Raw genomic sequence first — 24,928 nt, 5'->3', positions numbered from 1 at the left:
CGTAAGTATTCTCCTGCGATCGTTTCGGCGGACGTTGTTCCATCGTTCGACCGCACGCGGTATTGCTGTTCCTCATCCACTGCACATCGCGCCTGCGGTTGCGACACTCACACGATCTCGCCGGATCGCGTTCGCGCTCCGGTCTTCCGTGCTTCGACCCGCTTTCGGCCCCATGGCCGGCACGGGCATGAGAGATGGGATATGATCAGCACCTTCATCGAGCAGATCCTCGATCGCATCTCGGCCGCCAACCTCCTCGCCGCCGGCCTCCTGCTCGCGACCGCCCTCGGTTGCGCCGTGATCGCCTATTGGCGGACCGTCGAGGAGAAGTCCTTCGCAGAGTTCTTCGAGTTTTTGCTGCCGCACGAGGTGATCACCCACCCGTCCGCGCGCGCCGACCTGCTGTTCTACATCACCCGCAAGGCGATCATGCCGTTCCTGCTGATTCCGGCGGCCGTGACCTTCGTCGTCGCGGTCGGCTACGCGACCAACAAGATCGTCGGCACGATGTTCGGCATCGATGCGCCGCTGATGGGCGGGTCGCCGGGCCCGATCACGGTGATCGTCTTCACCGTGACCATGCTGCTCGCCTACGACATCTCCTATTACCTGTATCACACCGCTCAGCACCGGTTCCCGTTCCTGTGGGAGCTGCACAAGGTTCACCATTCGGCCGAGGTGATGGTCGGCATCACCAAGGATCGCGTCCACCCGCTCGACGAGCTCATGAACCGCGCCTGGGACGGCGTCATCCCCGGCATCTGCTTCGGGTTGTGGACCTTGATCGCACTCAACCCGGTGGAAGTCACGGTGTTCGGCGTCAACGTCTACATCATGCGCAACATCCTGATGATGGACTTCGTCCGGCACACGCATTTCAAGATCTCGTTCGGCAAGCTCAACAACCTGATCCTGTGCCCGCACTGGCACCAGCTGCACCACAGCACCAACCCGCGCCACTACGACAAGAACTTCGGGCTGCTGTTCTCGTTCTGGGATCGGGTCTTCGGAACCCTGTGCGTTCCCGAGCCGAACGAGAGCTTCAAGTTCGGCCTCGTCGACCGCGACGTGCGCGACTACCAGTCGCTGAACGGCCTCTACATCCTGCCGCTCAAGAAGATGTGGCGGGTCGTCAAGCGCCGCTTGAAGCCGCGTCGCGCCGCCCCGATCCAGGCCCGGGAAGGGTCGCAGCCGTGAGCGCGGAGCGTTTCGAGATCGTCCGCACGGGCGAGCGGCTCGCCGAGGTCGGCCCGGCCTGGACCGCCCTGTGGCGTGAATCCGGTGCGCTGGTGTTCCAGAGCCAGGCCTGGATCGCCGCATGGTGGGCGACGGTGCCGGATCGGGAGCGGCGCGCCTTGCAGATCGTGCTGGCCTGGCGCGGCGACGCCCTGGTCGCGGTGCTGCCGATGGCGACCTGCCGGCGGAAGGGGCTGCGCCTGCTCGAATGGGCGGCCAAGGACCACACCGATTACGGCGACGCCCTCCTGGCCGGCGACGATCCCGGTCTCCTGCGGCGGATGTGGGGGCATCTCTCGGCCGCCGGCGGGTTCGACCTGGTCTACCTGAACCGCCTGCTTCCGGGTGCGAAGGCACGGGCGCTGCTCGATCCGAGCCAGGCGGCCGGCGTGCGCCTGCGACCGAACCATCGCAGCGAGGTCAGCTTCCGCGTCGCCGGCGATTGGCCGACGGGCGAGGCCTGGGTCGCGGCGCAATCGAAGAAGACCCGCCAGAATTATCGTCGCGGCCAGAAGTTCATCGGCGAATCCGGCCCGTTGCGCTTCCGCCTGCTGCCGCCCGACGCGCCGATGGAGCCGGTGCTGCTGCGGCTCGCCGACCTGAAGCGCAAGTGGCTCGCCGGCAACCAGCTCGAATCGAACCTCTACGACGAGGGGTCGCCCGCGCTCTCCGCCCTGGTGCGGGTGCTGGCCGAGACCGGCCTGCTGCGCGCCTTCGTGCTCGAATGCGATGGCGTCATCGTCGCGGTGTCGATCAACTTCGTCCAGGCCGGCACGATGATGGCCTTCGTCACCACCTACGATCCGGCGTTCGAGCGCGGCTCGCCCGGCATGGTGCTGATGATGGACTACATCCAGTGGTCGATCGACCAGGGGCTGCACACCGTCGACTTCCTGTGCGGGGCCGAGGCGTTCAAGAGCCGTTTCGCCACCACCAGCGTCACGCTCGACGCCTTCATGGGCCGCAGGACGCTGCCGGGCGCCGCCGCGATGATGCTCGATTCCTGGAACCTCGTGGTCCGCGAGATGCGCCGCCGCAGCGGCACGCCGCCGCCGCAGGTTGCAGCGGCGAGCGAAGCCGCCTGAACCCGGAACGCCGGCGTCCGTTCACGCGGCGGCCGCCGGTGCCGACGTGCCGGCCGCGAAGCGGTCGGCGGCCTCGCGCACCCGCCCGTCGGGATGGCGGGACCGGTCGCGGAACGCCTTCGCCGACCACAACGCGGTGACGCATTCCGACACCGCGAGGCCGATCAGCGCGAAGGGCGGCGCCAGGGTGAGCAGCAGCGGCACCATGATCAGGAAGCCGATGCCGGCGCTGACCAGGGCGCCTGCGGCGATCACCCGGAACGCGGCGGACGCTTCGAGGAACGCTCGCGGGATGGCGTAGAGCAGCGCGATCGTCACCACGCACCAGACGCCGAAACCGATCGCGGCCATCGGCTCGCTTGCGAAGCGCCCGTTGAACAGGTGCCGCTCGATGATCGGCAGCGCCGTCCACATCGCGACCCCGTAGGCGAGGCAGGCGAGGCCGATCAGGGCCGTGCTGCGCACGACGAGGCGCCGCGCCTCGCGCCGGCGGCCCGCGGCGAGCAACGCCGAGATCTCCGGCAGGACCATGTTGTTGAGGGCGTTGGTCGGGATCCGCAGCGGCGCGAACAGCACCAAAGTCGCGGCGATCGGCGCATAGGCCGCGGGCCCGGCCAGCAGCGCGAACAGCAGCGTCAGCCCCTGGCCCTGGACGGTCGTGCCGGTGACGCCCAGCAGCGACCAGGCCAGCGTGCGCCAGATCTCCAGGTAGCGCCGCCGCACGCTGGCACGGAACGAGACCCGGACCGGTCGCCCGATCGCCGCCAACGCCACGGCGATCCCGGCCGCGTGCGCGGCCGCGATGCCGAGGAAGGCGTGCTCGAGCAGGGCGTCGTCGCCGGCATGGAGGAAGACGACGAGCGCCAGCCCGCAGGCCGAATAGACCATGTCGCTCGCGCCCGCGACCCAGGGCGCGCGGCGCGCCAGCAGCACGATCCGCAGGTAGCTGCGGAAGGCGTAGAGCCCGACGAAGGCGCCGCCGGCGAGCGCCGTGACCCCGAGCACCGGCGCGAGCCCGACCGACACAGCGGCGGCCATCAGCAGCGCGACGGCGGTCGCTCCGGAGCCGAACACCATGTCGTGGCCGCGTTCCGCCGGGCGGCCGAGACTGCGCGCGAGAAAGAGCGTCGCCGGCACCGCGACGAGGGCCCGGATGTACGTGACGCCGACGGCGCCGATCGTGAACACGATCGCGAACAGGCCGTACCCGTGGGCGCCGAGCTCCCGCACGAGCACGATGTTCAGGACGAAGTGGAACAGGCTCTGGATCAGTTCGCCGGACAGGATCACGGCGAAGCGCCGACCGAAGCGTCCGATGTCCGGAAGCCTCATGCGCCGCGTCCCCGACGGTCGGAGAGCGCGCGGCACCGTGCAGCAATCACGCGCGCGACGCCAGTCCGTGTCTGAATGTTTCCGTGTCCGGCCATGATATCGATCTGACGAGGTGAAGGTGTCTTCGAGACGAACGATCGCCCAGTGTGATATCCGAATCGACGAATGATCACGCGTTTGCCTAGGACGAATCTCGCATATCTTTTTGCAACGCACCATGCGATCGCGGGTTACGTAGATCGTCGCCGGCCGACTACGCATGCGGATCGTCCTGCCCGCGAAACGTCATGCGCCCGGCTCGCGGTTCCCCTACGTCGGGAACGCCGTTTGGTTTCAGCGGGGCTTGATCGGCCGGCCGCGATGCCGCAAGCCCGACACCCATCGATCCATCGGCCGCCCGTGACGCCTCGCGCAGCACCTGCTTCATCCGCACGATCCGGTTCGGCACCGCCAGAGGGGCGGCACGGGCGCGGCGCACGATGACGCGCCTCAGCGACGACTGCTTCGATCCGTCGGTGCCGGTGATGACCGTCGCCGAGGCGACGGCGATGATCCTGTCGCGGCTCCCCGTGGTGGCCGGCGTGGAATCCGTTCCGCTGTCGCAAGCCGACGGCCGCATCGCCGCCGAGGATGTTTCGGCGGCGATCGACGTCCCGCCCTTCGACAATTCGGCGGTCGACGGTTACGCGGTGCGCTTCTCCGACCTGTCCGAGACCGGATCGACGCTGCTGCCGGTCCGCGGGCGCCTGCCGGCCGGCGCCGCGCCGTCGGCGCTTTCCGCGCGCGCCGCCGACCGGATCTTCACCGGCGCGGCGATGCCGGAAGGTGCCGACACGGTGGTCATGCAGGAGGACGTCGAGGTCACGCCCGCTGGCGTCGTGCTGCCGTCCGGCATCGTCCGCGGCGCCAATCGTCGCCCGGCGGGCGAGGACATCGCGCGTGGCAGCGTCGCGATCCCCGCCGGCCGTCGGCTGCGACCGCAGGATCTGGCGCTCGCCGCCGCGATCGGACGCGGCGCCATTCCCGTGCGGCGGGCGTTGCGCGTCGCGGTGTTCTCCACGGGAAACGAGCTGACGGAGCCCGGCGGCGCGCGCGCGGCGTCCGGCATCCACGACAGCAACCGCGTGATGCTGATCGCGCTGCTGCGGCGGCTCGGGGCCGATGCCCGCGACCTCGGCATCCTGCGCGACGACCCGGATGTGCTCGCCGCACGCCTGCGCGAGGCGGCGCAGGGGCACGACCTGATCCTCACCTCGGGCGGCGTCTCGGTCGGCGAGGAGGATCACGTGAAGAACGCGGTCGCCGCCGCGGGATCGCTCGCCTTCTGGCGGCTGGCGATCAAGCCCGGACGCCCGGTCGCCATGGGGGTGGTCGCCGGCACGCCGTTCGTCGGGTTGCCCGGCAATCCGGTCGCGGCCTTCGTCACCCTCGCCTTCGTCGTCCGGCCGCTTCTCGATCGCCTCGGCGGCGCGGTCCATACGGAGCCCAGAGGCATGCCCGTGCGGGCCGCCTTCGCGCTGTCGCGAAAGCCGGGTCGGCGCGAGTTCCTGCGCGTCTGCGTGCATCGAGCCGCCGACGGGGCCTGCGAGGCGACGCTGTTCCCGCGACGCGGCTCGGGCACCATCACCTCGCTCACCGGCAGCGACGGCTTCGCCGACGTGCCCGACCATCTCGACCGGATCGATCCGGGAGACGTTCTGGCATTCCACGCCTTTGCCGCGATGTGGTGACGGCGTGATCGTCGGCGATGCGGCACCGCAACCGCTAGGCTCCAAGCGCGATGCCGGCTATCGTCGAGGTCGCATCGGCATCGTTGCTGCCGGTTGAAGGCGAGCGCATCATGAAGCCCCACGCCGCGGTCAGCGACGTTCCCCCGCCGCCGGGCAAGCGCCCGTTCGTCCTCGTCGGCCTGGTGGCGGCCGGCCTGTTCGGTTGGGGCGGCTACGGGCACTGGAAGCAGTCCGCCGCCGCCACGGAGACGCAGCGCAAGGTGCGGGAGACCGTGCCGGCCGTGCGCGTCGCCGCGGTCGAGCGCAGCGACAAGCCGGTCGACCTGACCCTGCCCGGCGATACCCAGGCCTTCGCCCGCGCCGCGATCTTCGCCCGCGCGACCGGCTACATCGCCGAACGCCGCGTCGACATCGGGTCGCGGGTCAAGGCCGGCGACATCCTGCTGCGGATCGCGGCGCCCGAGCTCGACCAGCAGCTCGCTCAGGCCGAGGCGCAGGCCGGGCAGATGCGGGCGCAATTGCTTCAGGCGAAGGCGCAGGTCGATCAGGCGCGCGCCAACGTCAATCTCGCCAACCTCACCAACAACCGCACCTCGACGCTGGCGACGCAGGGCTGGGCCTCGCGCCAGAACGCGGACAACTCGCAGGCGGGCGTGCTGAGCCAGGGCGCCTCCCTCGCGGCCGCGGAAGCCGGGGTGAAGGTCGCCGAGGCCAACATCAAGGCGCAGGACGCGACCGTCGATCGCCTCAAGGCGCTCACCAGCTTCAAGGACGTGGTCGCCCCCTTCGACGGGGTCGTCACCACCCGCAGCGTCGACGTCGGCGACCTGGTCAAGGCCGACGGAAGCGGCACGGCGCTGCTCGGCATGGATCGCGACGACATCCTGCGCATCAGCGTGAACGTGCCGCAGAACGCGGCGATCGGCGTCAGGAAGGGCGTCGTCGCCACGATCAAGGTGCCGCAGATTCCGGACCGCACCTTCTCGGGTCGGGTCGAGCGCAGCTCGGTGGCGCTGCTGACCGCGTCGCGCACCCTGACGACGGAAGTCGACGTGCCGAACCCCGACGGGACGCTGCGCGCCGGCCTCTACGTCTACGTGACCCTGCAGATTCCGCGTCCTGAGCCGGCGGTGATCGTTCCCGCCGAGGGCCTGGTGTTCAACCAGGGGGGCACCCAGGTCGCGGTCGTCGGAGACGACGACAGGGCCGAGTGGCGCTCGGTGCATATCCGGCGCGATTTCGGGACGACGATCGAGATCGACCAGGGCCTGACCGGGCAGGAGCGGATCGTGCTCGGGCCGCCGGCCGACCTTCGCGACGGCCAGCGGATCAAGCGCGATGGCGGCCCCGGCGAGGCCAAGCCGGTCCAGGCGGCGGCGCGCTGAGGGCGCTCAGTTCACCCGGACGATGAGCTTCATCTTCGGGTGGATGCCGCACAGCACGAGGAAGGTGCCGTTCTTCTCGAACGTCACCGGCGTGCGGCTGCCCGGGACCTGATCGCCGGAATCGAAGTTGAAGGCGTCCGACTCGATGTAGATGTGGTGGAGCAGGTCGCTGTCGTCGTTGACGATGGTGATCGTGTCGCCGCGGGTGACGACGAGGCTGTTGGGCTGGAACGCCCGGCCCTTCTGCGACACGAGGTGACCGCTCGCTTCCAGCCGGCCGACGAAGGCCATGCCTGCCAGAACGCCCGCGACCAGCGCCGCCGCCGTGCCGGCGACGGAGCGTGGGGCCGAGCGTGGGCTCGCGCGGCCGATCACCGATTCCCTGAGGTTGGGCATGGCGTCCTCGAAGATCACGCCTCATGGTTGCGCGGCCGTGGTTAAGATTCTGCTGATGTCGACGGCGGCTTTCGCGTGTTCCACAACGTAACTGCAGCGTTGCATCGGGCTTCGGTACGATCCTCGGTGCCCGATCCAGCCGCCGATACGCGGCGCACCGGCTAATGGCGCCTTAACATTTCGCATTTAACTTGGCCGAGCGCGGGCAGAAAGAAGCTACGTCTCGATGCGATGGAATGGGACCGGACCGAATAGGAGGCCACGCTCGGCAACGAGCGGGATGCCGCGCATGGTGGATGCGCGGGTGACCATCCGTGGCCGGATCCTCCTGGCGTTCCTGACCATGAGCCTGATCACCGGCGCGCTCGGTCTCTACGCGATCCGGGGCCTTCAGGATGCGGGCGAGCTCGTCAACCGCACCTACGACGAATCGCTGATGTCGATCAATTACGCGCGGGCCGCGGCAGCGGACTTCGCCAAGATGCGCTCCGCCTTCGCCCGGCGCATGGTGACCGGCGATCCGGCGGCCGCCTCCAAGCTCGATGCCGAGATCAACGAGCTCGCCGCGACGCTCTCCGACGACCTCGGGATCGCCGTCGAGCGCTCGCAATCCGACCGTGTGATCCGTTCGGCCAAGGCCGTCCAGGAGGGCGTGGAGCTCTGGGAGTCGATGCGCCACGGCCTCGACGGATCGACCGGCAAGAGCGCCGCCTGGGACGCCCTCGACCGCCAGGCCGGCATCGTCGACGGGCAGATCGAGCTTCTGGTCAACTATACCGCCGGCGACGGTTTCGTCTTCCGCCAGACCGCCCGGACCGTCGTCGCGCAGGAGATCCGCTTCAACGTGATCGCGATGGCGGTGGCGCTGATCCTGTCCGGCTTCGTCGCCTACCTGCTGAACCGCCGGATCATCGGCCCGCTCGCCTCGGCCTCGGCGGTCGCAGAGCGGATCGCGGCCGGCCGCCTCGACGACGCGGTGCCGACCGGCGGCCGCGACGAGCTGGGTGCGCTCCTGCGGGCCATGGCGACCATGCGCGACAACATCCAGGCGATGATGGAGCGCGAGGTCAGCCAGCGCCGCTCCGCCGAGGCACTGCTGGCCGACGCGCTCCAAAGCTCGCGCGAAGGCGTCGTGGTCGTCGACGCCCACGGGCGGATCGCTCTGGCCAACGCCCAGGCGCTGGAGTTCTTCAGCGGCCTGCGCTCGGCCGTCGAGGTCGGATCGTCGGTGATCGCGCTCGCCAACGGCGAGATCGACGCGCCGGCCCCGATGATCGACTGCGCGCGGACCCTGTCGCGCGACGGCGAGGTTCTGCTCGCCGACGGCCGCTGGTTGCGCGTCAGCCGCAGCGCCACGCAGGAGGGCGGGTTCGTCGCCGTGTGCAGCGACATCAGCGTCCTGAAGGAGCAGGAGGCCGGGCTCACGCAGACGAACCTGCGCCTCGACGCGGCGCTCGACAACATGAGCCAGGGCCTGTGCCTGTACGATGCCGACCACCGCCTGATGGTGGTGAACCGGCGCTACGCCGAGATCTACAACCTGCCGCCCGGTTCGGTCGTGCCGGGCATGTCGGCCGAAGCGGTGCTCCAATGCAGCCTCGGCGCCGGCCACCATCCGGGCTCGACCCTCGCCGATATGCTGCGCGAGGCCGCCTGCATCTTCGGGACGAGCCGCCAGCGCACCCATTTCCAGGAACTCGCCAACGGCCGGGTCGTCGCCATCGAGCAGCGGATGACCGCCGATGGCGGCTTCGTCGCGACCTACGACGACGTGACCGAGCGGCGCCAGGCCGAGGCGCGGATCGCCTATCTCGCCCACCACGACACCCTCACCGGCCTGCCGAACCGGATCCTGTTCAGCGAGCAGGTCGACGCCGCGATCGCGCAGGCCGGGCGCGGCACCGGCTTTGCCGTGTTCTGCCTCGATCTCGACGATTTCCGGCCGGTGAACGACACCCTCGGCCACGTGGTCGGCGACGAGCTGCTGCAGGCGGCGGCCAACCGGATCGGCGCCTGCATCCGCGAGATCGACAGCTGCGCCCGCCTCGGCAGCGACGAGTTCGCGATCCTGCAGCGCGGGATCGACACCGCCGAGGATGCCGCCGTGCTCGCCCGCCGCCTCGTCGAGGTGCTGGGCGCGCCCTTCGTCCTGTCGAGCCACACGGTGACCCTCGGCGTCACCCTCGGGATCACCCTGGCGCCTTACGACGGCACGAGCTGCGAGAAGCTCCTGATGAACGCCGACGTCGCGCTGGCGCGGTCGAAGGTCGACGCCCGCGGATCGTTCCGGTTCTTCGAGCCGGAGATGGATGCGCGCCTGCAGGCACGCCGGCTGTTCGAGGTCGACCTGCGCGAGGCGGTCGCCAACGAAGCCTTCGAGGTCCACTACCAGCCGATCTACTGCCTCAACGCCGAGCGGATCTGCGGCTTCGAGGCGCTGCTGCGCTGGAACCACCCGGTGCGCGGATGGGTGTCGCCGGTCGAGTTCATCCCCGTCGCCGAGGAGCTCGGCCTGATCGTGCCGCTGGGCGAATGGGTGCTGCACCGCGCCTGCGAGGAGGCCGCCCGCTGGCCCGAGGGCCTGAAGGTCGCCGTGAACGTCTCGGCGGTGCAATTCACCTCCGCGAGCCTGATCACTGTCGTGCGCGAGGCCCTGCAGCGCACCGGCCTGCCCGGCCAGCGCCTCGAATTGGAGATCACCGAATCGGTGCTGGTCGCCAACCCGGGCGCGACGACGGCGATCCTGCACAATCTCAAGATGCTCGGCGCCCGCGTCTCGATGGACGATTTCGGCACCGGCTACTCGAGCTTGAGCTACCTGCGCAGCTTCCCCTTCGACAAGATCAAGATCGACCAGTCCTTCGTGCGCGACCTGTGCGCCGAGAACGGGACCGAGTTCATCGTCCGTGCGGTGATCGGCCTGGGCGCCAGCCTGCGGATGACCACGACGGCCGAGGGCGTCGAGACCGAGGCGCAGCTGTCCAAGCTGCGAGCCGAGGGCTGCGACGAGGTGCAGGGCTACCTGTTCAGCCGACCGGTTCCCTCGGTCGAGCTGCCCGCCCTGATCACCCGTTGGAACGGCGCGGCGCGGGCGATCGCCTGATCCGCGCCGGCCGGTTCGGCCGACGCGGATTCGATCGGTCGAGCCGCGGGCCGGCGGTCCTACTCCGCCGCCGCGTCGAGGCGCGGGCGTTCGATCACCGTGCGGCCGCGCTTGACCAGCTCGGCCGTGCGGAACGCCACTTCCAGGGCCTGCTCCGCGTTGAGGCGCGGGTCGCAGTAGGTATGGTAGCGATCCTGGAGGTCGTCGGCCGTCAGCGCGCGGGCGCCGCCCGTGCATTCGGTCACGTCCTTGCCGGTCATCTCCAGGTGGATGCCGCCCGGGATGGTGCCTTCAGCGGAATGGGCGCCGAAGAAGCCCTCGATCTCCTGCATCACCCGCTCGAACGGGCGCGTCTTGTAGCGGCCGGCCGAGATCGTGTTGCCGTGCATCGGATCGCAGACCCACACGACGCTGCGCCCCTCGCGCTCGATCGCGCGAACCAGGCGCGGAAGATGCTCGCCGACCTTGTCCGCCCCGAACCGGCAGATCAGGCTGAGCCGACCGGCCTCGTTGCCGGGATTCAGCTTGTCGACGAGCCGGATCAGGCCGTCGGCCTCCATCGACGGCCCGCACTTCAGGCCGATCGGGTTGCAGATGCCTCGGGCGTACTCGACGTGGGCGTGATCGGGCTGGCGCGTCCGGTCGCCGATCCACAGCATGTGGCCCGACGTGGCGTACCAATCGCCGGTCGTCGAATCGACGCGGGTCATCGCCTCCTCGTAGCCGAGCAGCAGCGCCTCGTGGCTGGTGTAGAAGTCGGTGGTCCGCACCTCCTGGTGCGTCTCGGGATTGATCCCGATGGCGCGCATGAAGTCGAGCGCCTCCGTCATCCGCTCGGCGACGTCGGCGTAGCGGGACGATTGCGGGCTGTCCTTGACGAAGCCCAGCATCCAGCGGTGCGAGTTCTCGAGGTTGGCGTAGCCGCCGGTCGCGAAGGCGCGCAGCAGGTTGAGCGTCGCCGCCGACTGCCGGTACGCCTCGAGCTGCCGGCGCGGGTCCGGGATGCGCGCCTCGTCCGTGAAGGTCAGGCCGTTGACGATATCGCCGCGGTAGCTCGGCAGGCTCACGCCGTCGAGCGTCTCGGTCGGCGAGGAGCGCGGCTTGGCGAACTGCCCGGCGATGCGCCCGACCTTCACCACCGGCGACGCGCCGGCGAAGGTCAGCACCAGTGCCATCTGCAGGAACACGCGGAAGAAATCGCGGATGTTGTCGGCCGAATGCTCGTCGAAGCTCTCGGCGCAATCGCCGCCCTGAAGCAGGAAGGCCTGCCCGGTGGAGACGCGCGCGAGCGCCGTCTTGAGCTTGCGCGCCTCGCCGGCGAAGACCAGGGGCGGGAAGCTCGCGAGCTGGGCCTCGACCGCTTCGAGGGCGGCCGGATCCGGATAGGCCGGCACCTGCTGAATCGGCAGGTCACGCCATGTCTTCGGTGTCCAACGCTCGCCCATCACACAACTCCCCCGCACCGTGCGGCGATCTTTCCTCCACGCCGAATCCTGGCGCGAAGCGCGGCTTATAGAGTGCTTTTTTCCGGGGAGCGAGATGAGGCCGGCGCAGGCCAGGGCGGATCGGGGGTCAGGTCCCGTATCCGCCTCCGCGAAGATCAGCCTTCGCCGTCCTCGACCTCGATGCCGTGCTCGGCCAGGATCCAGAAGATCGCTTCCAGGTCCTCCGCCGAGACGTCCCGGGGCGGAAGCGCCTCCTCCAGGTCCTCGTAGGTCAGGCAGCGGCTGCGCCGGGCCGCCGCCTTCGTCAGCAGCGCCTCGATCGCGCCCTGGATGTCGGGCGCCAGCGCGTCCCGGCTCGGCAGGGTGGTGGTGAAGGCTGGCCGGAGCGCGTCGGCCAGGAGGCCGTCGATCACGCGCTGACGCCGCGCCTGCGCGTCGCCGGCCGTCGGCACCGGCTCGGCCGGGCCGGCCTTGCCCGGCTCGCGCTTGCCGGGGTCTTTCTTGCCGGAGTCTTTCTTGCCCATCGATCGGATATGGCTCGTGAAACCGCGCCGTCGAGACCCGGCGCGACCGGGATCGTCAGCCGACGGCGACGGGATGCTTGGTCACCTGCGGGACCCGCATGGTGACCAGTTCCTCGGACGCGGTCGGGTGCACCGCGATGGTGCGGTCGAAATCGGCCTTCGTCGCGCCCATGGTCACCGCGATGCCGACCGCCTGGATGATCTCGCCGGCATCGTGCCCGAAGATGTGGACGCCCACGACCTTGTCGCTGGCGCAGTCGACCAGCACCTTCATCAGGATCTTCTCGTCGCGTCCCGACAGCGTCGCCTTCATCGGCCGGAAGCTCGCCTTGAACACGTCGATCTTGCCGAAGATCGCGCGGGCGGTGTCCTCGTTGTGGCCGACGACGCCGATCTCCGGGGTCGAGAACACCGCGGTCGGGATCAGGCGGTGGTCGACGCAGGCCGGCTTCTCGCCGAACACCGTGTCGGCGAAGGCGTGGCCCTCGCGGATCGCGATCGGCGTGAGGTTGGCGCGATTGGTGACGTCGCCGACCGCGTAGATGGAGGGCACCGCGGTCCGCGAGTAGGCGTCGACCGGGATCGCGCCGGCGGCGTCGGTCTCGATCCCAACGCGGTCGAGGCCGAGCCCGCCGACGTTCGGGCGCCGGCCGGTCGCGATCAGCACCTGGTCGACCGTGATCGTCTCGCCGTCGTCCAGCGTCGCGGCGATCCCGCCCGCGACGCGCTCGAGCTTCGCGAGGGTGCGCCCGAGCTTGAGCGACATCCGCCTGGCGTAGGCTTCGCCGAGCGCGTCGCGGATCTCGTCGTCGAAGCCGCGCAGCAGCCTGTCGCCGCGATGGAGCAGCGTCGTCCGGCTGCCCAGGGCCGCGAACACGCCGGCGAACTCGACGGCGATGTAGCCGCCGCCGATCACCAGGATGCGCTCGGGCAGCGTCTCCAGCTCGAACACCTCGTTCGAGGTGATCGCCAGCTCGGCGCCCGGCACCGCCGGTTCCTTCACCGGATGGGCGCCGACCGCCACCAGGATCACCTTGGCGGTCACGCGCGCGCCGCTGCCGACGAGGCGGATCGTGTGCGCGTCCTCGATCACGGCGCGCTCCGGCACCACCGTGACCCCGGCGCGGATCAGGTTGGCGTCGTAGATCCCTTCGAGCCGGGTCACCTCGGCGTCGCGCCTCCGCTTCAGGACGCTCCAGTCGAAGCGCGGTGCCTCGACGGTCCAGCCGAACCCGGCGGCGTCCTCGAATTCGTCGGCGAAGCGACCGGCATAGACCATCAGCTTCTTCGGCACGCAGCCGCGGATCACGCAGGTGCCGCCGACGCGGTACTCTTCCGCCATGGTCACGCGGGCGCCGTAGCCGGCCGCGATCCGCGCGGCGCGAACGCCGCCCGAGCCGCCGCCGATGACGAACAGGTCGACGTCGTAGGTGTCGGTCATGACGGGGTCCGATCGGGCGCGGCCGAGGGCCGGGGAAGGGGTGCCTGCGCGGTGCGGTGCCCGGCATCGCGCAGCCAGGTGATGGCAGCGCCGAGGCCGGCGGTCCACCACGCCGCCCAGGTGTTGTGCTCGACCAAGGCGATGGCCGCCGCCGCCGCGATCAGGGCGAGCGCCGTCGCGCGCTCGGCCGAATCCGAACCCGCAACCGGCGCGAGCATCAGCATCGAGACGGCCGCCACGAGCACGGCGCCGACGACGCCGAGCTCGGCCCAGACCTGAAGGAACGCGTTGTGCGGATGGCCGACCGCCAGAAGCGTGCGCATCTCGGGATCGAGGCGTTGGGCCACCGGCGTCTCGGCGAAGCGGGCGGAGGTGCCGAAGCCCGCCCCGACCCACGGATCCGCCGCGACCGCGGCGCCGAAGCTGCGGGCGATGGCGACGCGGGCGCGCGACGAGGAATGCACCAGCCGCTCGTGCGCGGCCTCCGGCATAAAGCGATCGAGCAGGTCGCCCTCCACCGGCGCCAGCGCCACCGCGAGGCCGAGGCTCAGCCCGGCCACGCCGACGGCGAGCCGGCCCGGCACGAGCCGCGCGAGGGCGAACATCGCCCCGCCGGCGATCAGCCCCATGGCGGCGGCTCCGCTCACCGAGCGCAGGATGCCGAGGGCCGCGAAGGCCAAGGCGACGAGGGCGAGAACCCGCCGGCCCTGCCGCCACAGCACCAGGGCGAGCGGGCCGGCGACGACGGCGAGGGTCAGCGCCGGGCGGTTGTAGACGAATTCCGCCACCCGCTGACCGAGCGCGCGCTGCAGCGGCAGGCCGGTGGCGAGGCCGACGGCGATGGTCAGCCCGGCGAGCACCACCATCGCCGCCGCGAGCGGAGCCGCGAAGGCCGGGATGCGCCCCGGCGCGAGGCGGACGAGGAGGTAGGCAGCGACGAGCGTCGGCAGGAACTCGCCGGCCATCCGCAGCGACAGCGCGGGGAACGGCGTCCAGGCCAGGGTGAGCGCGCACCAGGCGAGGAACGCCAGCGCGGCGAGGCCGACCGGCGTCGCGAGCGGCGGGACGAGGCGGCGCGGGACCGCGCCGGCATCCTCGACGCAGCGCCCGGCCAGGAACAGCACGGCCGCGATGGCGACGACGAGGGGGCTCGACCGGTTGGCCAGCGCCATCGCCAGGGGCATCACGGCGAGCGCGACGGCGCCCGCTGCATAAAGACGTCGGGACGGGGACACGGGCCGGCCGCGCGGTCGATTCGTGTGCCTACTGGAGCTGGTGCCCGCGCTTGCCCATCTCGGCGCGCACGCGGACCATGACGTATTCCGAGACTTCCTGGGTCCAGGTCTGCATCGCCTGCACCATCTCGTCGAGGATCTGAGGCTGGGTCTCGACGTAGCGCTTGCCGGCGGGCGAGCGGAAGAACGCCGCGATGTCCTGCAGCTCGGCTTCGCTCAGCTTGTTCGCGTAGATTCGCGCCGCGGTGTCGATGATGCGCTGCTTCTGCAGCTCCATCTCGGGGTTGAGGCCCTGCAGCACCTCGTCCAGATCCTTGCTCAGCTCGGGGCGGGTGACGGTCTGCTGCTTGATCTGCTCAGCGAAGGCCGGAATGATCGAGTCGAACGAGCGCGCGATGCCGGAATTGAGCATCACCTCGCGGGCGAGCGCGAGATGGTTGGCGCCGATCGTCGGGGCGCCGCGCGTGGCCGGGGCGGCGGGCGCGGCCGGCGTCGCGGCGGGCTTCTGAGGCGCAGCCTTCTGGGCCTGGGCGAGGCCGGGCGCAGCGGCGACTAGGGCCGCGACCAGCACGGGGAAGAGGCGGCGGGAGAGGACGGGCATTCCGGGCATTCCTGAAGCGAGGGGAAGAGCCGGCGCCGGCATCCGAGGCCGTCGCCGGGGCGCCGTCGGGCGCGCTGATGCAGCTATGCGAGGCTGCCGATCACGGTGATCTCGGCCTGCCCGTCGCGGTCCTCGGCGAGGATGGCCGCGGTGGCGATCCCGAGGAACAGGCCGTGCTCGACCACGCCCGGCACCGACCAGAGCAGCGCCGACAGCCGCTCGGGATCGGCGATCCGCCCAAGGCGCGCGTCGAGGATGTGGTGGCCGCCGTCGGTCGTGAGCGGCGCGCCGCCGGGGGCCATGCGCAGCGCGACCGCACCCGTGCAGCCGGCGCGCGCGATCGCCGCCTCGACGGCGCGCCGGGTCGCCGTGAGGCCGAAGACGTTGACCTCGATCGGCAGCGGGAAGGCGCCGAGCGTCCCGACGCGCTTGGCGGCATCGGCGATCACCACCATGCGGCGGCTGGCGCAGGCGACGATCTTCTCGCGCAGCAGCGCCGCGCCCCCGCCCTTGATCAGCCGGAGATCGGCATCGACCTCGTCGGCCCCGTCGATCGTCAGGTCGAGCTCGGGCAGTTCCTCCAGCGTCGCGAGGCGGATGCCTTCCCGCGTCGCCGCCGCGTGGGTCGCCTCGGAGGTCGGGACGCCGACGACGTCGAGGCCGTCGCGAACCCCCGCGCCGAGCAACGCGACGAAGGCCGCCGCCGTCGATCCGGTGCCGAGGCCGAGCCGCATTCCGGGCTCGACGAGATCGAGGGCGCGGGCGGCGGCCGCGCGGCGCAGGTCCGGGCCGCTCACGACGACGTCCCGCCGTCGGGTCTCACGAAAGGATGCATGCGCAGGGTGCCGGTCCGTCCCGTTGGGATGCGGCACGCCCTAGCATGGCCGCCGTCGCGCCGGGAAGCCGCGGTACCGGCCGAGACCGGTATTCGGATGACGATCCCCCCGGTGGGATCCGGCTTCGTCAGAACCGGCTGCCGCCCTGCGGCGGCGTCGCGCTCGCGCCGGCCCGGCCCGGGACGCTGCCGACGAGCGGCGCCTCGGCGGCCCCCTCGGCCGACGGGTTGGTCTGCTGGGTGCAGACGACCTGCTCCTTCTTCACCAGCACGAAGCAGATGCTCATCTCGCCGGTGCGGTAGTTCACCCGGAACACGCCCGCCTCCCGGGTGTGGCGCGTCGCCACGAGCCCATATTCCGACGGGGGCTGCGCACCGGCGCCCTCGCCGGCCGCGAAGCAGACCGTGAGGCCGATGCCGCCGGCGCCTTCCTGCAAGCCGTATTGGCACGAGGTGACCTCGCCGGTGACCTTGTCGACCCGATACATGCGGTTGAGGTCGGCCTGGGGCGCCGGAACGAACTCGAACGAGGCGGCGGCGGCGGTACCCGGCGCGAGCAGGCCGAGGCCGAGGGCGAGCAGAGGGAGTTTCATGGGGGGTCCCGGAGGGTGTGACGCCCCTCCTTTCGAGGGTTTTTCGGGCAAGTGTGGGGCGCCGCACGCCGTCTCGCGCACGACCCGAACGGTTTCGAAACCTGCCCGCAACCTTGCCCCGCCGCGGGTGGCCGGCTAGCGAGGGCCCCTCCCCCCGCCGCCCCGGAAAGACCCGATGCCCACCCTGCCGAAGATCGCCGTGTTCGACCTCGACGGCACCCTGGCCGAGACCGCGGGCGACCTCGTCGGCACGCTCAACGTGCTGCTCGTGAGGGAAGGCCTGCCGGAACTGGCGCTCGAGGAGGCCCACGACCTGATCGGTGCCGGCGCCAAGGCGCTGATCCGCCGCGGCTTCGAGGCCGCCGGCCGCGAGCTGACGCCGGAGCGGCACGAGGTGCTGTTCGGCGACTTCCTGGAGCATTACGGCGCGCATCTGTGCGAGCGCTCGCACCTCTATCCCGGCGTGGTCGAGGCGCTGGATCGGCTCGAGGCCGAGGGCTTCCGGCTGGCCGTCTGCACCAACAAGGTCGAGGGGCTCGCGGTCGACCTGCTCGACCAGCTCGGCATCGGCGGCCGTTTCGCCGCGATCTGCGGGCGCGCGACCTTCCCCTACAGCAAGCCCGACCCGCGCCACATCACGCTGACCATCGCGCGGGCCGGTGGCGATCCGGAGCGCGCGGTGATGGTCGGCGATTCCCGCGCCGACATCGATGCCGCCAAGGCCGCCGGCATCCCGGTGGTGGCGGTCACCTTCGGCTACACCGACACGCCGGTGGACCAGCTCGGGCCGGACCGGGTGATCTCGCACTTCTCGGACCTGCCCGGTGCCGTCGCCGAGCTGCTGTCGGCTCAGGCGTAGTCCTCCGGCACCCGGACCTTGCCCGCGCGCAGCAGCGTGTAGAGGAACGGCACGAACAGCAGCGTCGCCGGCGTGCCGAAGGCGATGCCGCCCATCACGGCGCGGGCGAGCGCGGCGTTCTGCTCGCCGCCCTCGCCCGTGCCGAGCGCCATCGGGATCAGGCCGAGGAACATCGCGCCCGCCGTCATCAGCACCGGGCGCAGGCGCGTCTCGCCGGCGAGCAGGGCGGCGTCGACCGCCGAGCACCCCGTCGCCTCGCGATGCTCGCGGGCGAAGGTCACGAGCAGGATCGAGTTCGCGGACGCGATGCCCACCGACATGATCGCGCCGAACAGCGACGGGATCGAGAAGGTGGTGCCGGTGATGAACAGGCTCGCGACGATGCCGCAGAAGGCGAGCGGCAGGGCGGCCAGCACCACGAAGGGATCGCCCCAGCTCTGATAGTTCACCGCCATCAGCAGGTAGACGGCGATGAGCGCGATGCTCAGGCCGACGCCGAGGCGCAGGAACGCCGAGTCCATGTTCTCGATCTGCCCGCGCACGGTGATCTTGTCGGGCACCGGCAGCGCCTTCTGCTCCTCGTCGACGATGGTGCGGATCTCCCGCGCCACCGAGCCGAGGTCGGAATCCTGCACCGCCGCGTAGATATTGTAGGTCGGCGCCGTGTTGACGTGGTTGACCACGGTCTGCGTCGCCTCGCGGCGCAGGGTCGAGACGCTGGAGAGCAGGGTCAGCACGCCCGGCTGGTCGCTGTTGGCGCGCACCAGCAGCGGCGTGTTCTGCAGGTCGGTGAGCGAGGCGTTGCGGTATTCCGGCGTCTGCACCCAGAGCTGGTACGGGATGCCGGTCTTCGGGTCGGTCCAGAAGTTCGGCGTCACCTGGAAGGAGCCCGACAGGGAGACGTTGAGCCCCTGCGCCACCTGCTGCTGGGTCAGCCCGAGCTCCGAGGCGAGGCGGCGGTCGACGTCGACGAAGAACTGTGGCGTGCCGACGATCTGGTGCAGGTGCACGTCGACCGCGCCCTTCGTCTCCTTCAGGCGGCGGACGATGTTCTGGGCGACCGCGAGGTCCTTTTCGGCGTTGCGACCCGAGACCTGGATGTCGATCTGCGCCAGCGTGCCGAAGTTCAGGATCTGCGTGATGATGTCGGAGGGCTGGAAGTAGACGATCACGTCGGGGAAGCGCTCGCGCAGCACCTCGCGCAGGCGCTTCGTGTAGGCGCCGACGTCGCCGTGTCCCTCGCGCAGGTTCACCAGCATCTGGCCGTCGTTGTAGCCGACGAAGGAGCCGTCCGAGAACGCGAAGTTGTAGTTGTTCGAGGGCAGGCCGATGTTGTCGAGGATCTGCTCGATCTCGCCGTCCGGGATCACCTCGCGCACCGTGGCGCCGACGGCCGCGAAGACCTGCTCGGCGGTCTCGATCCGCATGCCGGGCCGGGTGCGCAGGTGCAGCGTGAGCTGGCTCGAGGCGACCTGCGGGAAGTAGTCGCGCCCGACGAAGGTGAACAGCCCGGCCGTGCCGAGGAACACCAGCAGGACGACGGCGATCGTCGCGACGCGGCGGCGCACCACGACGTGGAGCAGCCCGAGATAGCCGCGGTGGAAGCGCTCGAAGCGCGCCTCGAAGCCGTTCCGGAAACGCCCGGCGACGTGGATCACCGGGCGCCCGAGCCAACCGATGGCCCGCGCCACCCGCCCGCGCCGCGGCGGCGCGACGGCGTCGTGCCCGCCGCCATGTCGCTCGACGTACTCGCGCGCGACCAGCACGTCGATCAGCACCGGCACGAGGGTGCGCGAGAGCAGGTACGAAGTCAGCATCGCGAACACGACCGCGAGCGCCTGCGGTGTGAACAGGTACTTCGGCGTGTCGGCCAGCGCGAAGACCGAGACGAAGGCGGCGCAGATCGACAGCGTCGAGATCAGCGTCGGCTTCGCGATGCTGGCGGCGCCCTCGACCACGGACTTGCGGAACGGCTCGCCCTCCTCGAACAGCCGATAGGTGTTCTCGATCGCCACCGTCGCGTCGTCGACGAGGATGCCGACGGCGAGCGCGAGGCCGCCCAGCGTCATCACGTTGATGGTCTGGCCGAGCGCGGCGAGGATCGCGAGCGAGGTCAGGATCGAGAGCGGGATCGAGATCAGCACGACGATGGTCGAGCGCCACGAGCCGAGGAACAGCAGGATCGTCAGGCCGGTGAGGCAGGCGGCGATCGCCGCCTCGTGGATCACGCCCTCGATCGCGGCGGACACGAAGACCGACTGGTCGAACAGCGGCTTGATCGCCATGCCGTCGGGCGCGGCGGCCTGGATCTCGGGCAGCACCTTCTTGATGTTGTTGACCACGTCCAGCGTCGAGGCCGTGCCGTTCTTGAAGATCCGCATCAGCACCGAATGCAACCCGTCCGAGCGCACGATGTTGACCTGCGGCGGGCCGCCGTCGCGGACGTAGGCGACGTCGCGCACCAGCACCGGCTGGCCGGCCACGACCTTGATCGGGATCTCGTTCAGCGCCGCGATCGCGTCCGGGGTCGCGTTGAGCAGGACCGGATATTGCTGCTCGCCGATCTTGACCAAGCCGGAGGGCACGGTGAGGTTCTGCGCCGTCATCGCGTTGGTGACGTCGAGCGCCGTGAGGCCGAGCGCCCGCAGCGCCTGGAGGTCGAGATCGACCATGATCTGTCGCGGCGTGCCGCCGAACGGTGACGGCAGCGTCGAGCCCGGCACCTGCACGAGGCGCTGGCGGATGCGGTACTGCGCGTAATCGTAGACCTTGGTCAGGCTCTCCTTAGTCGAGGTCAGCGCCAGCTGGATCACCGGCACCGAGGAGGCCGAGAACCGCAGCACGATCGGCGGCTGCACGCCTGGCGGCATCGCCGAGCGGATCGAGTTCATCGCCGACACGACCTGGGTGATGGCGAGGTCGACGCTGACCTCGCCGTCGAAGTAGATCTTCTGGATCGCGGTGCCCTGAAGCGTCGTCGACTCCATCCGCTTGATGTTGTTGACGTTGTTCGAAAGCGAGAACTCGGCGTAGGTGGTGATCCGCCGCTCCATCTCCGGCGTCGACAGGCCGGTATAGGTCCAAACCACCACGACCACGGGGATGTCGACGATCGGCAGCACGTCCTTGGGCGCGACCACGATCGCGCCGCCCCCGGCGAGCATCATCAGCACGGCGAGCACGTAGGTAGTGATGCGGAACTTCAGTGCGTACTGGACGAGGCCCATCTGGTCTCCGTGATCCGGCCATGGCCCGGATCATCGCATCATGAATTCAGGCGCCACCGAACGCGAGTATTGTTTCGCGATCATGTCCGCGCGCTGCGGCTGCGAAGAGGCCGCAGGACCTTGCGGCGTGGTCGAAGGCCGGCTCAGACCCGCCGTCGCTGGCTCGGGCGGGGTTTCGTTGCAGGCTTGTCCGGCCCGTCCGTCGCCCCGGGGCAGATCCCGCGCAGCTGCATCCAATCGGCGTCGCTCAGGATGTGCCTGTCGGGGTCCCGGGCCCCGGCGAGGGCGCGGATCGTCGCGGCACGCTCGCGGGTGAAGGGATGGCTGCGCAGGAGGGCCGGGTCGGCATCCGCCTCGTCCTTGGCGATCCGCTCGAGCATCGAGGCCAGCGCCGCCGCGTCGCCGCCGGCCGACCGCATCGCGGCGACGGAATAGGCGTCGGCCGCCCGCTCGGCATCGCGGCTGTAGCCGGCCGAGAGCACGGCCTGGCCGAGGGCGACGATCACGGTGGAGCCGGTGAGGTCGCCGAGCACGAGGCTGAGCAGGAACGACGTGCCCGAGGCCTGGATCAGCGCCCGGGTCGGATCGCGCAACGCCACGTGCCCGAGCTCGTGCGCCAGCACGCCGGCGAACTCGTCGGCGCTCCGCGCCTTGGCGATCAGCTCGGAGAGCACGACGACGCGCGCGCCCGGCAACGTCACCGCGTTAGCGGTGTCGTGGCGGCGGACCGTGACCGCGAGATCGGGCGGCAGGCCGCGACCGGCCGCGAGGCGGGCGACGAGGCGGTCGAGCACGGCCCGGCCGGCCGGCTCCGCGCAGGGCGCCGGTTCGCCCATCAGGTCGAGCACCTGCGCCTCCACCGCGGTGCCGAGGCGCGCCTCGATGCCGGCCGGCACCAGCGGCGCGAGAACGCCCGCCGCGATCGGAAGGCCGAAGAACACGGTGAGCAGGACCGCGATGCCGACCGCAAGCGAGCCGGCGACGAGGCGCCAGGTTCCTCCGCCCGCGTCCGCGCGCTTGCGCAGGTCGGGGCAGCGGGTTTCGAGACATGCGGCGAACGACGGGTCCACGACCTCGACATGGCCGGGATCGCCCGCGATCCCGAGGCGCAGCAGCGGGGCCTGCCCCTCGCCGGCCCGCAAATCGGTCAGGTTCCAGTCGCGATGGACCTCCAGCCCGGTGATCTCGAGGCGCTCGCCGAGGTGCAGGGTCACCGCGTGCGGCGCGGCGCTCCGTCCGTCGAACCAGCGGCCGGACGCGGTGAGCGCCATCAGAACCCGATCTGCAGCGCGCCGCCGACGTCGAGCGCGTCGGCGAGGCCCTCGTTGAGGCCGCTGCCGGGCCCGTGGCTCGCGGCGAGGATGCGGTTCAGGCCGTCGGCATCGGCCACCTGCGTCGTGGTCGCGACCTCGGCCCAGAGTCGGGCCTGGACGACGCGCACGTACAGCACCGCGAAGGCGAGCGCGCCGCCGAGATAGAGCAGGCCGCCGCCGAGCACCGCCGCCCAGGCCAGCCCGTCGCCGCCCGCGGCCCGCGCGGCGAGGCCGGCGAGCAGCGCGATCAGGCCGACCACCACGACGAAGCCGAGGAGCGACAGCGCGTAGACGAGGTAGGGCCAGTAGAATTGCCGCGCGCGGAGCGTCGAGACGAGGCGTACCGGCCCGAGGCGCGCCGCGTTCATGAAGACCCGCGTCTCGCGCGCCCGATAGAACGGCACCAGCAGGAGCGAGAGCGGAAGGCAGAAGCCGGCGGTGATCCCGAGCGCGACGGCGAGGATCGCGATCCGGGTGCCGGCATAGGCGGGGTTGAGGATGAGATCGCCGCCCTTGCCCCCGGGCTTGGGCAGCATCAGGTCGATCGGCAGGACGAAGTCGTTGGCGGCGATCAGCGCCAGCAGCAGGGCGAGCACCGGGCCGAGCGCCACCGCGTAGAACAGCAGCCAAGGCCCGAGGAGCGCGCGCCCGCGCGCGTCGGACGCCATCCGGCCGGTGCCGATCAGGGTGTGGCCGATGCGGTAGCGCTCGAGGCCGGCGCGCATGAACGGGAAAGCGAGGCCCAGCGTCGCCAGCGTCAGCGCCCACCACAGGGCGGCCCGGCCGGCATAGGCGAGGCCCGAGCCGTCCTGGCCGAGGCGGATGCCGCGCCACAGCGTCCGCATCGCCCGGTAGCGGCGCCCGCGGTAGATCGCGAACTGCCCGAGCAGGAACAGGATGACGAAGGACAGGATCGCCGAGTACGGCGCCAGGCTCGGCAGCGCGATCGCCAGGCCGAACAGCCCGACATAGATCACGATCAGCAGCCCGAGGGCCGCGAGGAAGCCGAGAAAGAGCTCGCGCCCGGTGCCGGTGTAATCCGCCGGGCTGCCGTCGACGACGGTGCGGCTCCAGAAGAAGCGCCGCAGGTCGGTCATGTACCAGAAGCGGTAGATGCCGAAGGTGACGAGCGAGAGCAGGAACCCGACGATCGCGAGCCTGGTGAGGCCGCGGAGCCGGGTGTCGAAGGCAACCTGTCCGGTCCGCGACATGGATCCCCTTCCGGGCCTGCGATCGACGGCCGGTCAGCGCAGCAGGGCCGATTTCTCGACCTGGAGGGCGGCGGCGATCTCGTCGAGCGCCTTGTGCTCGACCTCGCTGATGCCGCCGAAATCGGCGACGTCGGCGGCGATCAGGAAGATGTCCTGGCGCTGGTCGAGCGGCCGGTCGGCGATGGCCGCGACGTGGCGCAGGTTCTCGATCCGCCCGGCGCGGGTCTTGGCGCGGGCGATGCCCTCGTACAGCTCCTGCTCGATCCGCAGGGTGTCGTAGGATTTCTGGAGGATCGGGTTGGCGCGCATGCCCGAGATCGCCGACTCGACCTCCTCCTCGTCGACGTCGCCGTCGGCGATCGTCACGTTGGCCGCGGCCGAGACCGCGGCAGCAAGAAACAGGCCGTCGCCGGCATAGGACATGATCGTCCGGCCGAACCGCAGAATGGCGTCCTGGAAGATGCTCATTGCCTACCTCGCACTCGCCTGACTCACGGGAAATGCCCGTTCGGAGTCAAGCGTTTCCCGCCCGCGACCGGGCCGCATCCTCGAACGATCCGTCCGTCACGCCGTCGCATGGTCAACAGCAGCGGAATCCGCTGGTGTTGCCGACACCGAACCGCGTGTTCTCCCGATGGCGGAAGAACTCGATCTCGGTCATCGGCGCCTGGTCGGGATGCGTCCGCGCGGCGTGGGCGGCATAGGCCGCGTAATCGCCCTGCCCCACCATCAGGCGCGCGCCGTCGCAGACGCACTTGGACAGGGCCTTCCAACGGTCGCGCAGGTTCTGCGAAGCGGCCTCCATCGGCCCTACTCCGCCGCGACGATGCGGGCTTCGCTCTCGAGGGCCGTCCAGCGGTCGGAGCGCAGCGCCTTGACGCAGGCGGCGATGCCGAAGCCGGCGATCGCCACGACGAGGCCGATGAACAGCGCGGCGAGCACCGCGTCGATCCGGTCGTTCAGCACGATCTGGCCCATCTGGCCGAGGTCCTTGGCCGGCGCCAGCACCTTGCCTTCCGCCAGCGCGCTCGCGTAGCGCTCGGCATGGGCGAGGAACCCGATCTTCGGGTCGGCGGAGAAGATTTTCTGCCAGCCCGCGGTGAGTGTGCAGATGCACAGCCACGCGGTCGGGATGATCGTCACGAATGCGTAGCGCTCGCGCTTCATCTTGAAGATCACCACCGTGCACAGCGTCAGCGCCACGGCGGCCAGCATCTGGTTCGAGATGCCGAACAGCGGCCACAGCGTGTTGATGCCGCCGAGCGGGTCGGTCACGCCCTGGTAGAGGAAGTAGCCCCAGGCGCCGACCGCGATGGCCGTCGCCAGGATGCTCGGCACCCAGGCGTTGGTCTGCTTGAACGACGGCACCGCCAGCCC

At 70.6% G+C, this 24,928-nt stretch carries 22 protein-coding genes; 6 read left to right on the top strand and 16 right to left on the bottom strand.

Annotated elements, in window-relative coordinates:
- Positions 1-201 precede the first annotated feature (201 nt).
- Positions 202-1,197 (top strand): sterol desaturase family protein, encoded by a 996-nt coding sequence (locus MKK55_RS03540; protein ID WP_243933314.1) that lies wholly within the window; start codon positions 202-204, stop codon positions 1,195-1,197.
- The gene (locus MKK55_RS03535) at positions 1,194-2,321 is read left to right on the top strand and encodes a GNAT family N-acetyltransferase (protein WP_243933312.1); all 1,128 of its coding nucleotides are present in this window, start codon (positions 1,194-1,196) and stop codon (positions 2,319-2,321) included. The genes MKK55_RS03540 and MKK55_RS03535 overlap by 4 nt, the downstream gene beginning before the upstream one ends.
- Positions 2,322-2,342: 21 nt before the next feature.
- On the opposite strand, the gene MKK55_RS03530 is transcribed toward MKK55_RS03535, so the two are convergent.
- Both MKK55_RS03530 and MKK55_RS03525 read right to left on the bottom strand, forming a co-directional pair.
- A complete protein-coding gene (locus MKK55_RS03530; RefSeq protein ID WP_243933310.1) occupies positions 2,343-3,653 on the bottom strand; it encodes a hypothetical protein in 1,311 nt (436 codons plus the stop codon).
- Between the two features lie 253 nt (positions 3,654-3,906).
- Positions 3,907-4,080 carry a hypothetical protein gene (locus MKK55_RS03525; RefSeq protein WP_243933309.1) on the bottom strand — a complete coding sequence of 58 codons (174 nt, stop codon included), beginning with the start codon at positions 4,078-4,080 and terminating at the stop codon, positions 3,907-3,909.
- 52 nt (positions 4,081-4,132) lie between these two features.
- Between MKK55_RS03525 and glp the strand changes: the two genes are divergently transcribed.
- The gene (gene glp / locus MKK55_RS03520; RefSeq protein ID WP_243933308.1) at positions 4,133-5,383 is read left to right on the top strand and encodes a gephyrin-like molybdotransferase Glp; all 1,251 of its coding nucleotides are present in this window, start codon (positions 4,133-4,135) and stop codon (positions 5,381-5,383) included.
- 110 nt (positions 5,384-5,493) lie between these two features.
- Entirely contained in the window at positions 5,494-6,768 is a 1,275-nt protein-coding gene (locus MKK55_RS03515; protein WP_147842863.1) for an efflux RND transporter periplasmic adaptor subunit, read from the top strand.
- A gap of 6 nt (positions 6,769-6,774) precedes the next feature.
- Here MKK55_RS03515 and MKK55_RS03510 read toward each other — a convergent pair whose 3' ends face one another.
- On the bottom strand, positions 6,775-7,164 hold the full coding sequence (locus MKK55_RS03510) for a plastocyanin (protein WP_313898921.1): 390 nt from the start codon (positions 7,162-7,164) through the stop codon (positions 6,775-6,777).
- 280 nt (positions 7,165-7,444) lie between these two features.
- Here MKK55_RS03510 and MKK55_RS03505 point away from each other — a divergent pair, with 280 nt between their 5' ends.
- Positions 7,445-10,267 (top strand): EAL domain-containing protein, encoded by a 2,823-nt coding sequence (locus tag MKK55_RS03505; RefSeq protein WP_243933307.1) that lies wholly within the window; start codon positions 7,445-7,447, stop codon positions 10,265-10,267.
- Positions 10,268-10,326: 59 nt separating this feature from the next.
- Here the strand turns inward: MKK55_RS03505 and MKK55_RS03500 are convergent, their stop codons facing one another.
- From MKK55_RS03500 to MKK55_RS03470, 7 genes are all read right to left on the bottom strand, one after another.
- The gene (locus tag MKK55_RS03500) at positions 10,327-11,712 is read right to left on the bottom strand and encodes a class II 3-deoxy-7-phosphoheptulonate synthase (RefSeq protein WP_243933306.1); all 1,386 of its coding nucleotides are present in this window, start codon (positions 11,710-11,712) and stop codon (positions 10,327-10,329) included.
- 155 nt (positions 11,713-11,867) lie between these two features.
- Complete coding sequence (locus tag MKK55_RS03495; RefSeq protein ID WP_147842866.1) at positions 11,868-12,236, bottom strand: RNA polymerase sigma factor region1.1 domain-containing protein; 369 nt, start codon at positions 12,234-12,236, stop codon at positions 11,868-11,870.
- Positions 12,237-12,291: 55 nt separating this feature from the next.
- Positions 12,292-13,677: a glutathione-disulfide reductase gene (gor, locus tag MKK55_RS03490; RefSeq protein WP_147842867.1), complete on the bottom strand. Its 1,386-nt coding sequence runs from the start codon at positions 13,675-13,677 to the stop codon at positions 12,292-12,294.
- Entirely contained in the window at positions 13,674-14,861 is a 1,188-nt protein-coding gene (locus tag MKK55_RS03485; RefSeq protein ID WP_147858168.1) for an O-antigen ligase family protein, read from the bottom strand. The genes gor and MKK55_RS03485 overlap by 4 nt, the downstream gene beginning before the upstream one ends.
- 79 nt (positions 14,862-14,940) lie before the next feature.
- On the bottom strand, positions 14,941-15,513 hold the full coding sequence (locus MKK55_RS03480) for a DUF2059 domain-containing protein (RefSeq protein WP_405042593.1): 573 nt from the start codon (positions 15,511-15,513) through the stop codon (positions 14,941-14,943).
- A gap of 83 nt (positions 15,514-15,596) precedes the next feature.
- Positions 15,597-16,310, bottom strand: a complete 714-nt coding sequence (gene rpiA / locus MKK55_RS03475; protein WP_147858170.1) for a ribose-5-phosphate isomerase RpiA — start codon at positions 16,308-16,310, stop codon at positions 15,597-15,599.
- A 166-nt stretch (positions 16,311-16,476) separates the two neighbouring features.
- The gene (locus MKK55_RS03470; RefSeq protein ID WP_147858171.1) at positions 16,477-16,941 is read right to left on the bottom strand and encodes a hypothetical protein; all 465 of its coding nucleotides are present in this window, start codon (positions 16,939-16,941) and stop codon (positions 16,477-16,479) included.
- Positions 16,942-17,116: 175 nt separating this feature from the next.
- Here MKK55_RS03470 and gph point away from each other — a divergent pair, with 175 nt between their 5' ends.
- Complete coding sequence (gene gph / locus MKK55_RS03465) at positions 17,117-17,800, top strand: phosphoglycolate phosphatase (RefSeq protein ID WP_243933305.1); 684 nt, start codon at positions 17,117-17,119, stop codon at positions 17,798-17,800.
- On the opposite strand, the gene MKK55_RS03460 is transcribed toward gph, so the two are convergent.
- The 6 genes from MKK55_RS03460 to MKK55_RS03435 all read right to left on the bottom strand — a co-directional run.
- Complete coding sequence (locus tag MKK55_RS03460) at positions 17,791-21,027, bottom strand: efflux RND transporter permease subunit (RefSeq protein WP_243933304.1); 3,237 nt, start codon at positions 21,025-21,027, stop codon at positions 17,791-17,793. The two genes, gph and MKK55_RS03460, sit on opposite strands and share 10 nt — an antisense overlap.
- Positions 21,028-21,170: 143 nt before the next feature.
- Positions 21,171-22,301, bottom strand: coding sequence for a M48 family metallopeptidase (locus MKK55_RS03455; RefSeq protein WP_409566011.1), 1,131 nt, complete (start codon positions 22,299-22,301; stop codon positions 21,171-21,173).
- Positions 22,298-23,551 (bottom strand): DUF898 family protein, encoded by a 1,254-nt coding sequence (locus tag MKK55_RS03450; protein ID WP_243933300.1) that lies wholly within the window; start codon positions 23,549-23,551, stop codon positions 22,298-22,300. The genes MKK55_RS03455 and MKK55_RS03450 overlap by 4 nt, the downstream gene beginning before the upstream one ends.
- A 33-nt stretch (positions 23,552-23,584) precedes the next feature.
- Positions 23,585-24,019 (bottom strand): tellurite resistance TerB family protein, encoded by a 435-nt coding sequence (locus MKK55_RS03445; RefSeq protein WP_147844056.1) that lies wholly within the window; start codon positions 24,017-24,019, stop codon positions 23,585-23,587.
- Between the two features lie 112 nt (positions 24,020-24,131).
- Positions 24,132-24,356, bottom strand: coding sequence for a YbdD/YjiX family protein (locus MKK55_RS03440; RefSeq protein WP_243933299.1), 225 nt, complete (start codon positions 24,354-24,356; stop codon positions 24,132-24,134).
- A gap of 5 nt (positions 24,357-24,361) precedes the next feature.
- Positions 24,362-24,928: carbon starvation CstA family protein (locus tag MKK55_RS03435; RefSeq protein WP_279595963.1), on the bottom strand; the 567-nt coding region annotated here is incomplete at its 5' end.

Origin of the sequence: Methylobacterium sp. J-059 (assembly GCF_022829485.1) — a bacterium.
Lineage (GTDB): Bacteria > Pseudomonadota > Alphaproteobacteria > Rhizobiales > Beijerinckiaceae > Methylobacterium.
The sequence above is the reverse complement of the archived record's forward strand: the minus strand, read 5'-3'. Positions and strand labels throughout refer to the sequence as shown.

Excerpts from the sequence above, each read along its gene's own strand:
- gor (WP_147842867.1), bottom strand. The coding sequence starts at position 13,677 with ATGACCGACACCTACGACGTCGACCTGTTCGTCATCGGCGGCGGCTCG.
- MKK55_RS03485 (WP_147858168.1), bottom strand. The coding sequence starts at position 14,861 with ATGCCCCTGGCGATGGCGCTGGCCAACCGGTCGAGCCCCCTCGTCGTC.
- MKK55_RS03470 (WP_147858171.1), bottom strand. The coding sequence starts at position 16,941 with ATGAAACTCCCTCTGCTCGCCCTCGGCCTCGGCCTGCTCGCGCCGGGT.
- MKK55_RS03445 (WP_147844056.1), bottom strand. The coding sequence starts at position 24,019 with ATGAGCATCTTCCAGGACGCCATTCTGCGGTTCGGCCGGACGATCATG.
- MKK55_RS03460 (WP_243933304.1), bottom strand. The coding sequence starts at position 21,027 with ATGGGCCTCGTCCAGTACGCACTGAAGTTCCGCATCACTACCTACGTG.
- MKK55_RS03525 (WP_243933309.1), bottom strand. The coding sequence starts at position 4,080 with ATGAAGCAGGTGCTGCGCGAGGCGTCACGGGCGGCCGATGGATCGATG.
- MKK55_RS03495 (WP_147842866.1), bottom strand. The coding sequence starts at position 12,236 with ATGGGCAAGAAAGACTCCGGCAAGAAAGACCCCGGCAAGCGCGAGCCG.
- MKK55_RS03480 (WP_405042593.1), bottom strand. The coding sequence starts at position 15,513 with ATGCCCGTCCTCTCCCGCCGCCTCTTCCCCGTGCTGGTCGCGGCCCTA.
- MKK55_RS03505 (WP_243933307.1), top strand. The coding sequence starts at position 7,445 with ATGCCGCGCATGGTGGATGCGCGGGTGACCATCCGTGGCCGGATCCTC.
- MKK55_RS03450 (WP_243933300.1), bottom strand. The coding sequence starts at position 23,551 with ATGTCGCGGACCGGACAGGTTGCCTTCGACACCCGGCTCCGCGGCCTC.
- MKK55_RS03440 (WP_243933299.1), bottom strand. The coding sequence starts at position 24,356 with ATGGAGGCCGCTTCGCAGAACCTGCGCGACCGTTGGAAGGCCCTGTCC.
- MKK55_RS03540 (WP_243933314.1), top strand. The coding sequence starts at position 202 with ATGATCAGCACCTTCATCGAGCAGATCCTCGATCGCATCTCGGCCGCC.
- MKK55_RS03500 (WP_243933306.1), bottom strand. The coding sequence starts at position 11,712 with ATGGGCGAGCGTTGGACACCGAAGACATGGCGTGACCTGCCGATTCAG.
- glp (WP_243933308.1), top strand. The coding sequence starts at position 4,133 with ATGACGCGCCTCAGCGACGACTGCTTCGATCCGTCGGTGCCGGTGATG.
- MKK55_RS03510 (WP_313898921.1), bottom strand. The coding sequence starts at position 7,164 with ATGCCCAACCTCAGGGAATCGGTGATCGGCCGCGCGAGCCCACGCTCG.
- MKK55_RS03515 (WP_147842863.1), top strand. The coding sequence starts at position 5,494 with ATGAAGCCCCACGCCGCGGTCAGCGACGTTCCCCCGCCGCCGGGCAAG.
- MKK55_RS03530 (WP_243933310.1), bottom strand. The coding sequence starts at position 3,653 with ATGAGGCTTCCGGACATCGGACGCTTCGGTCGGCGCTTCGCCGTGATC.
- gph (WP_243933305.1), top strand. The coding sequence starts at position 17,117 with ATGCCCACCCTGCCGAAGATCGCCGTGTTCGACCTCGACGGCACCCTG.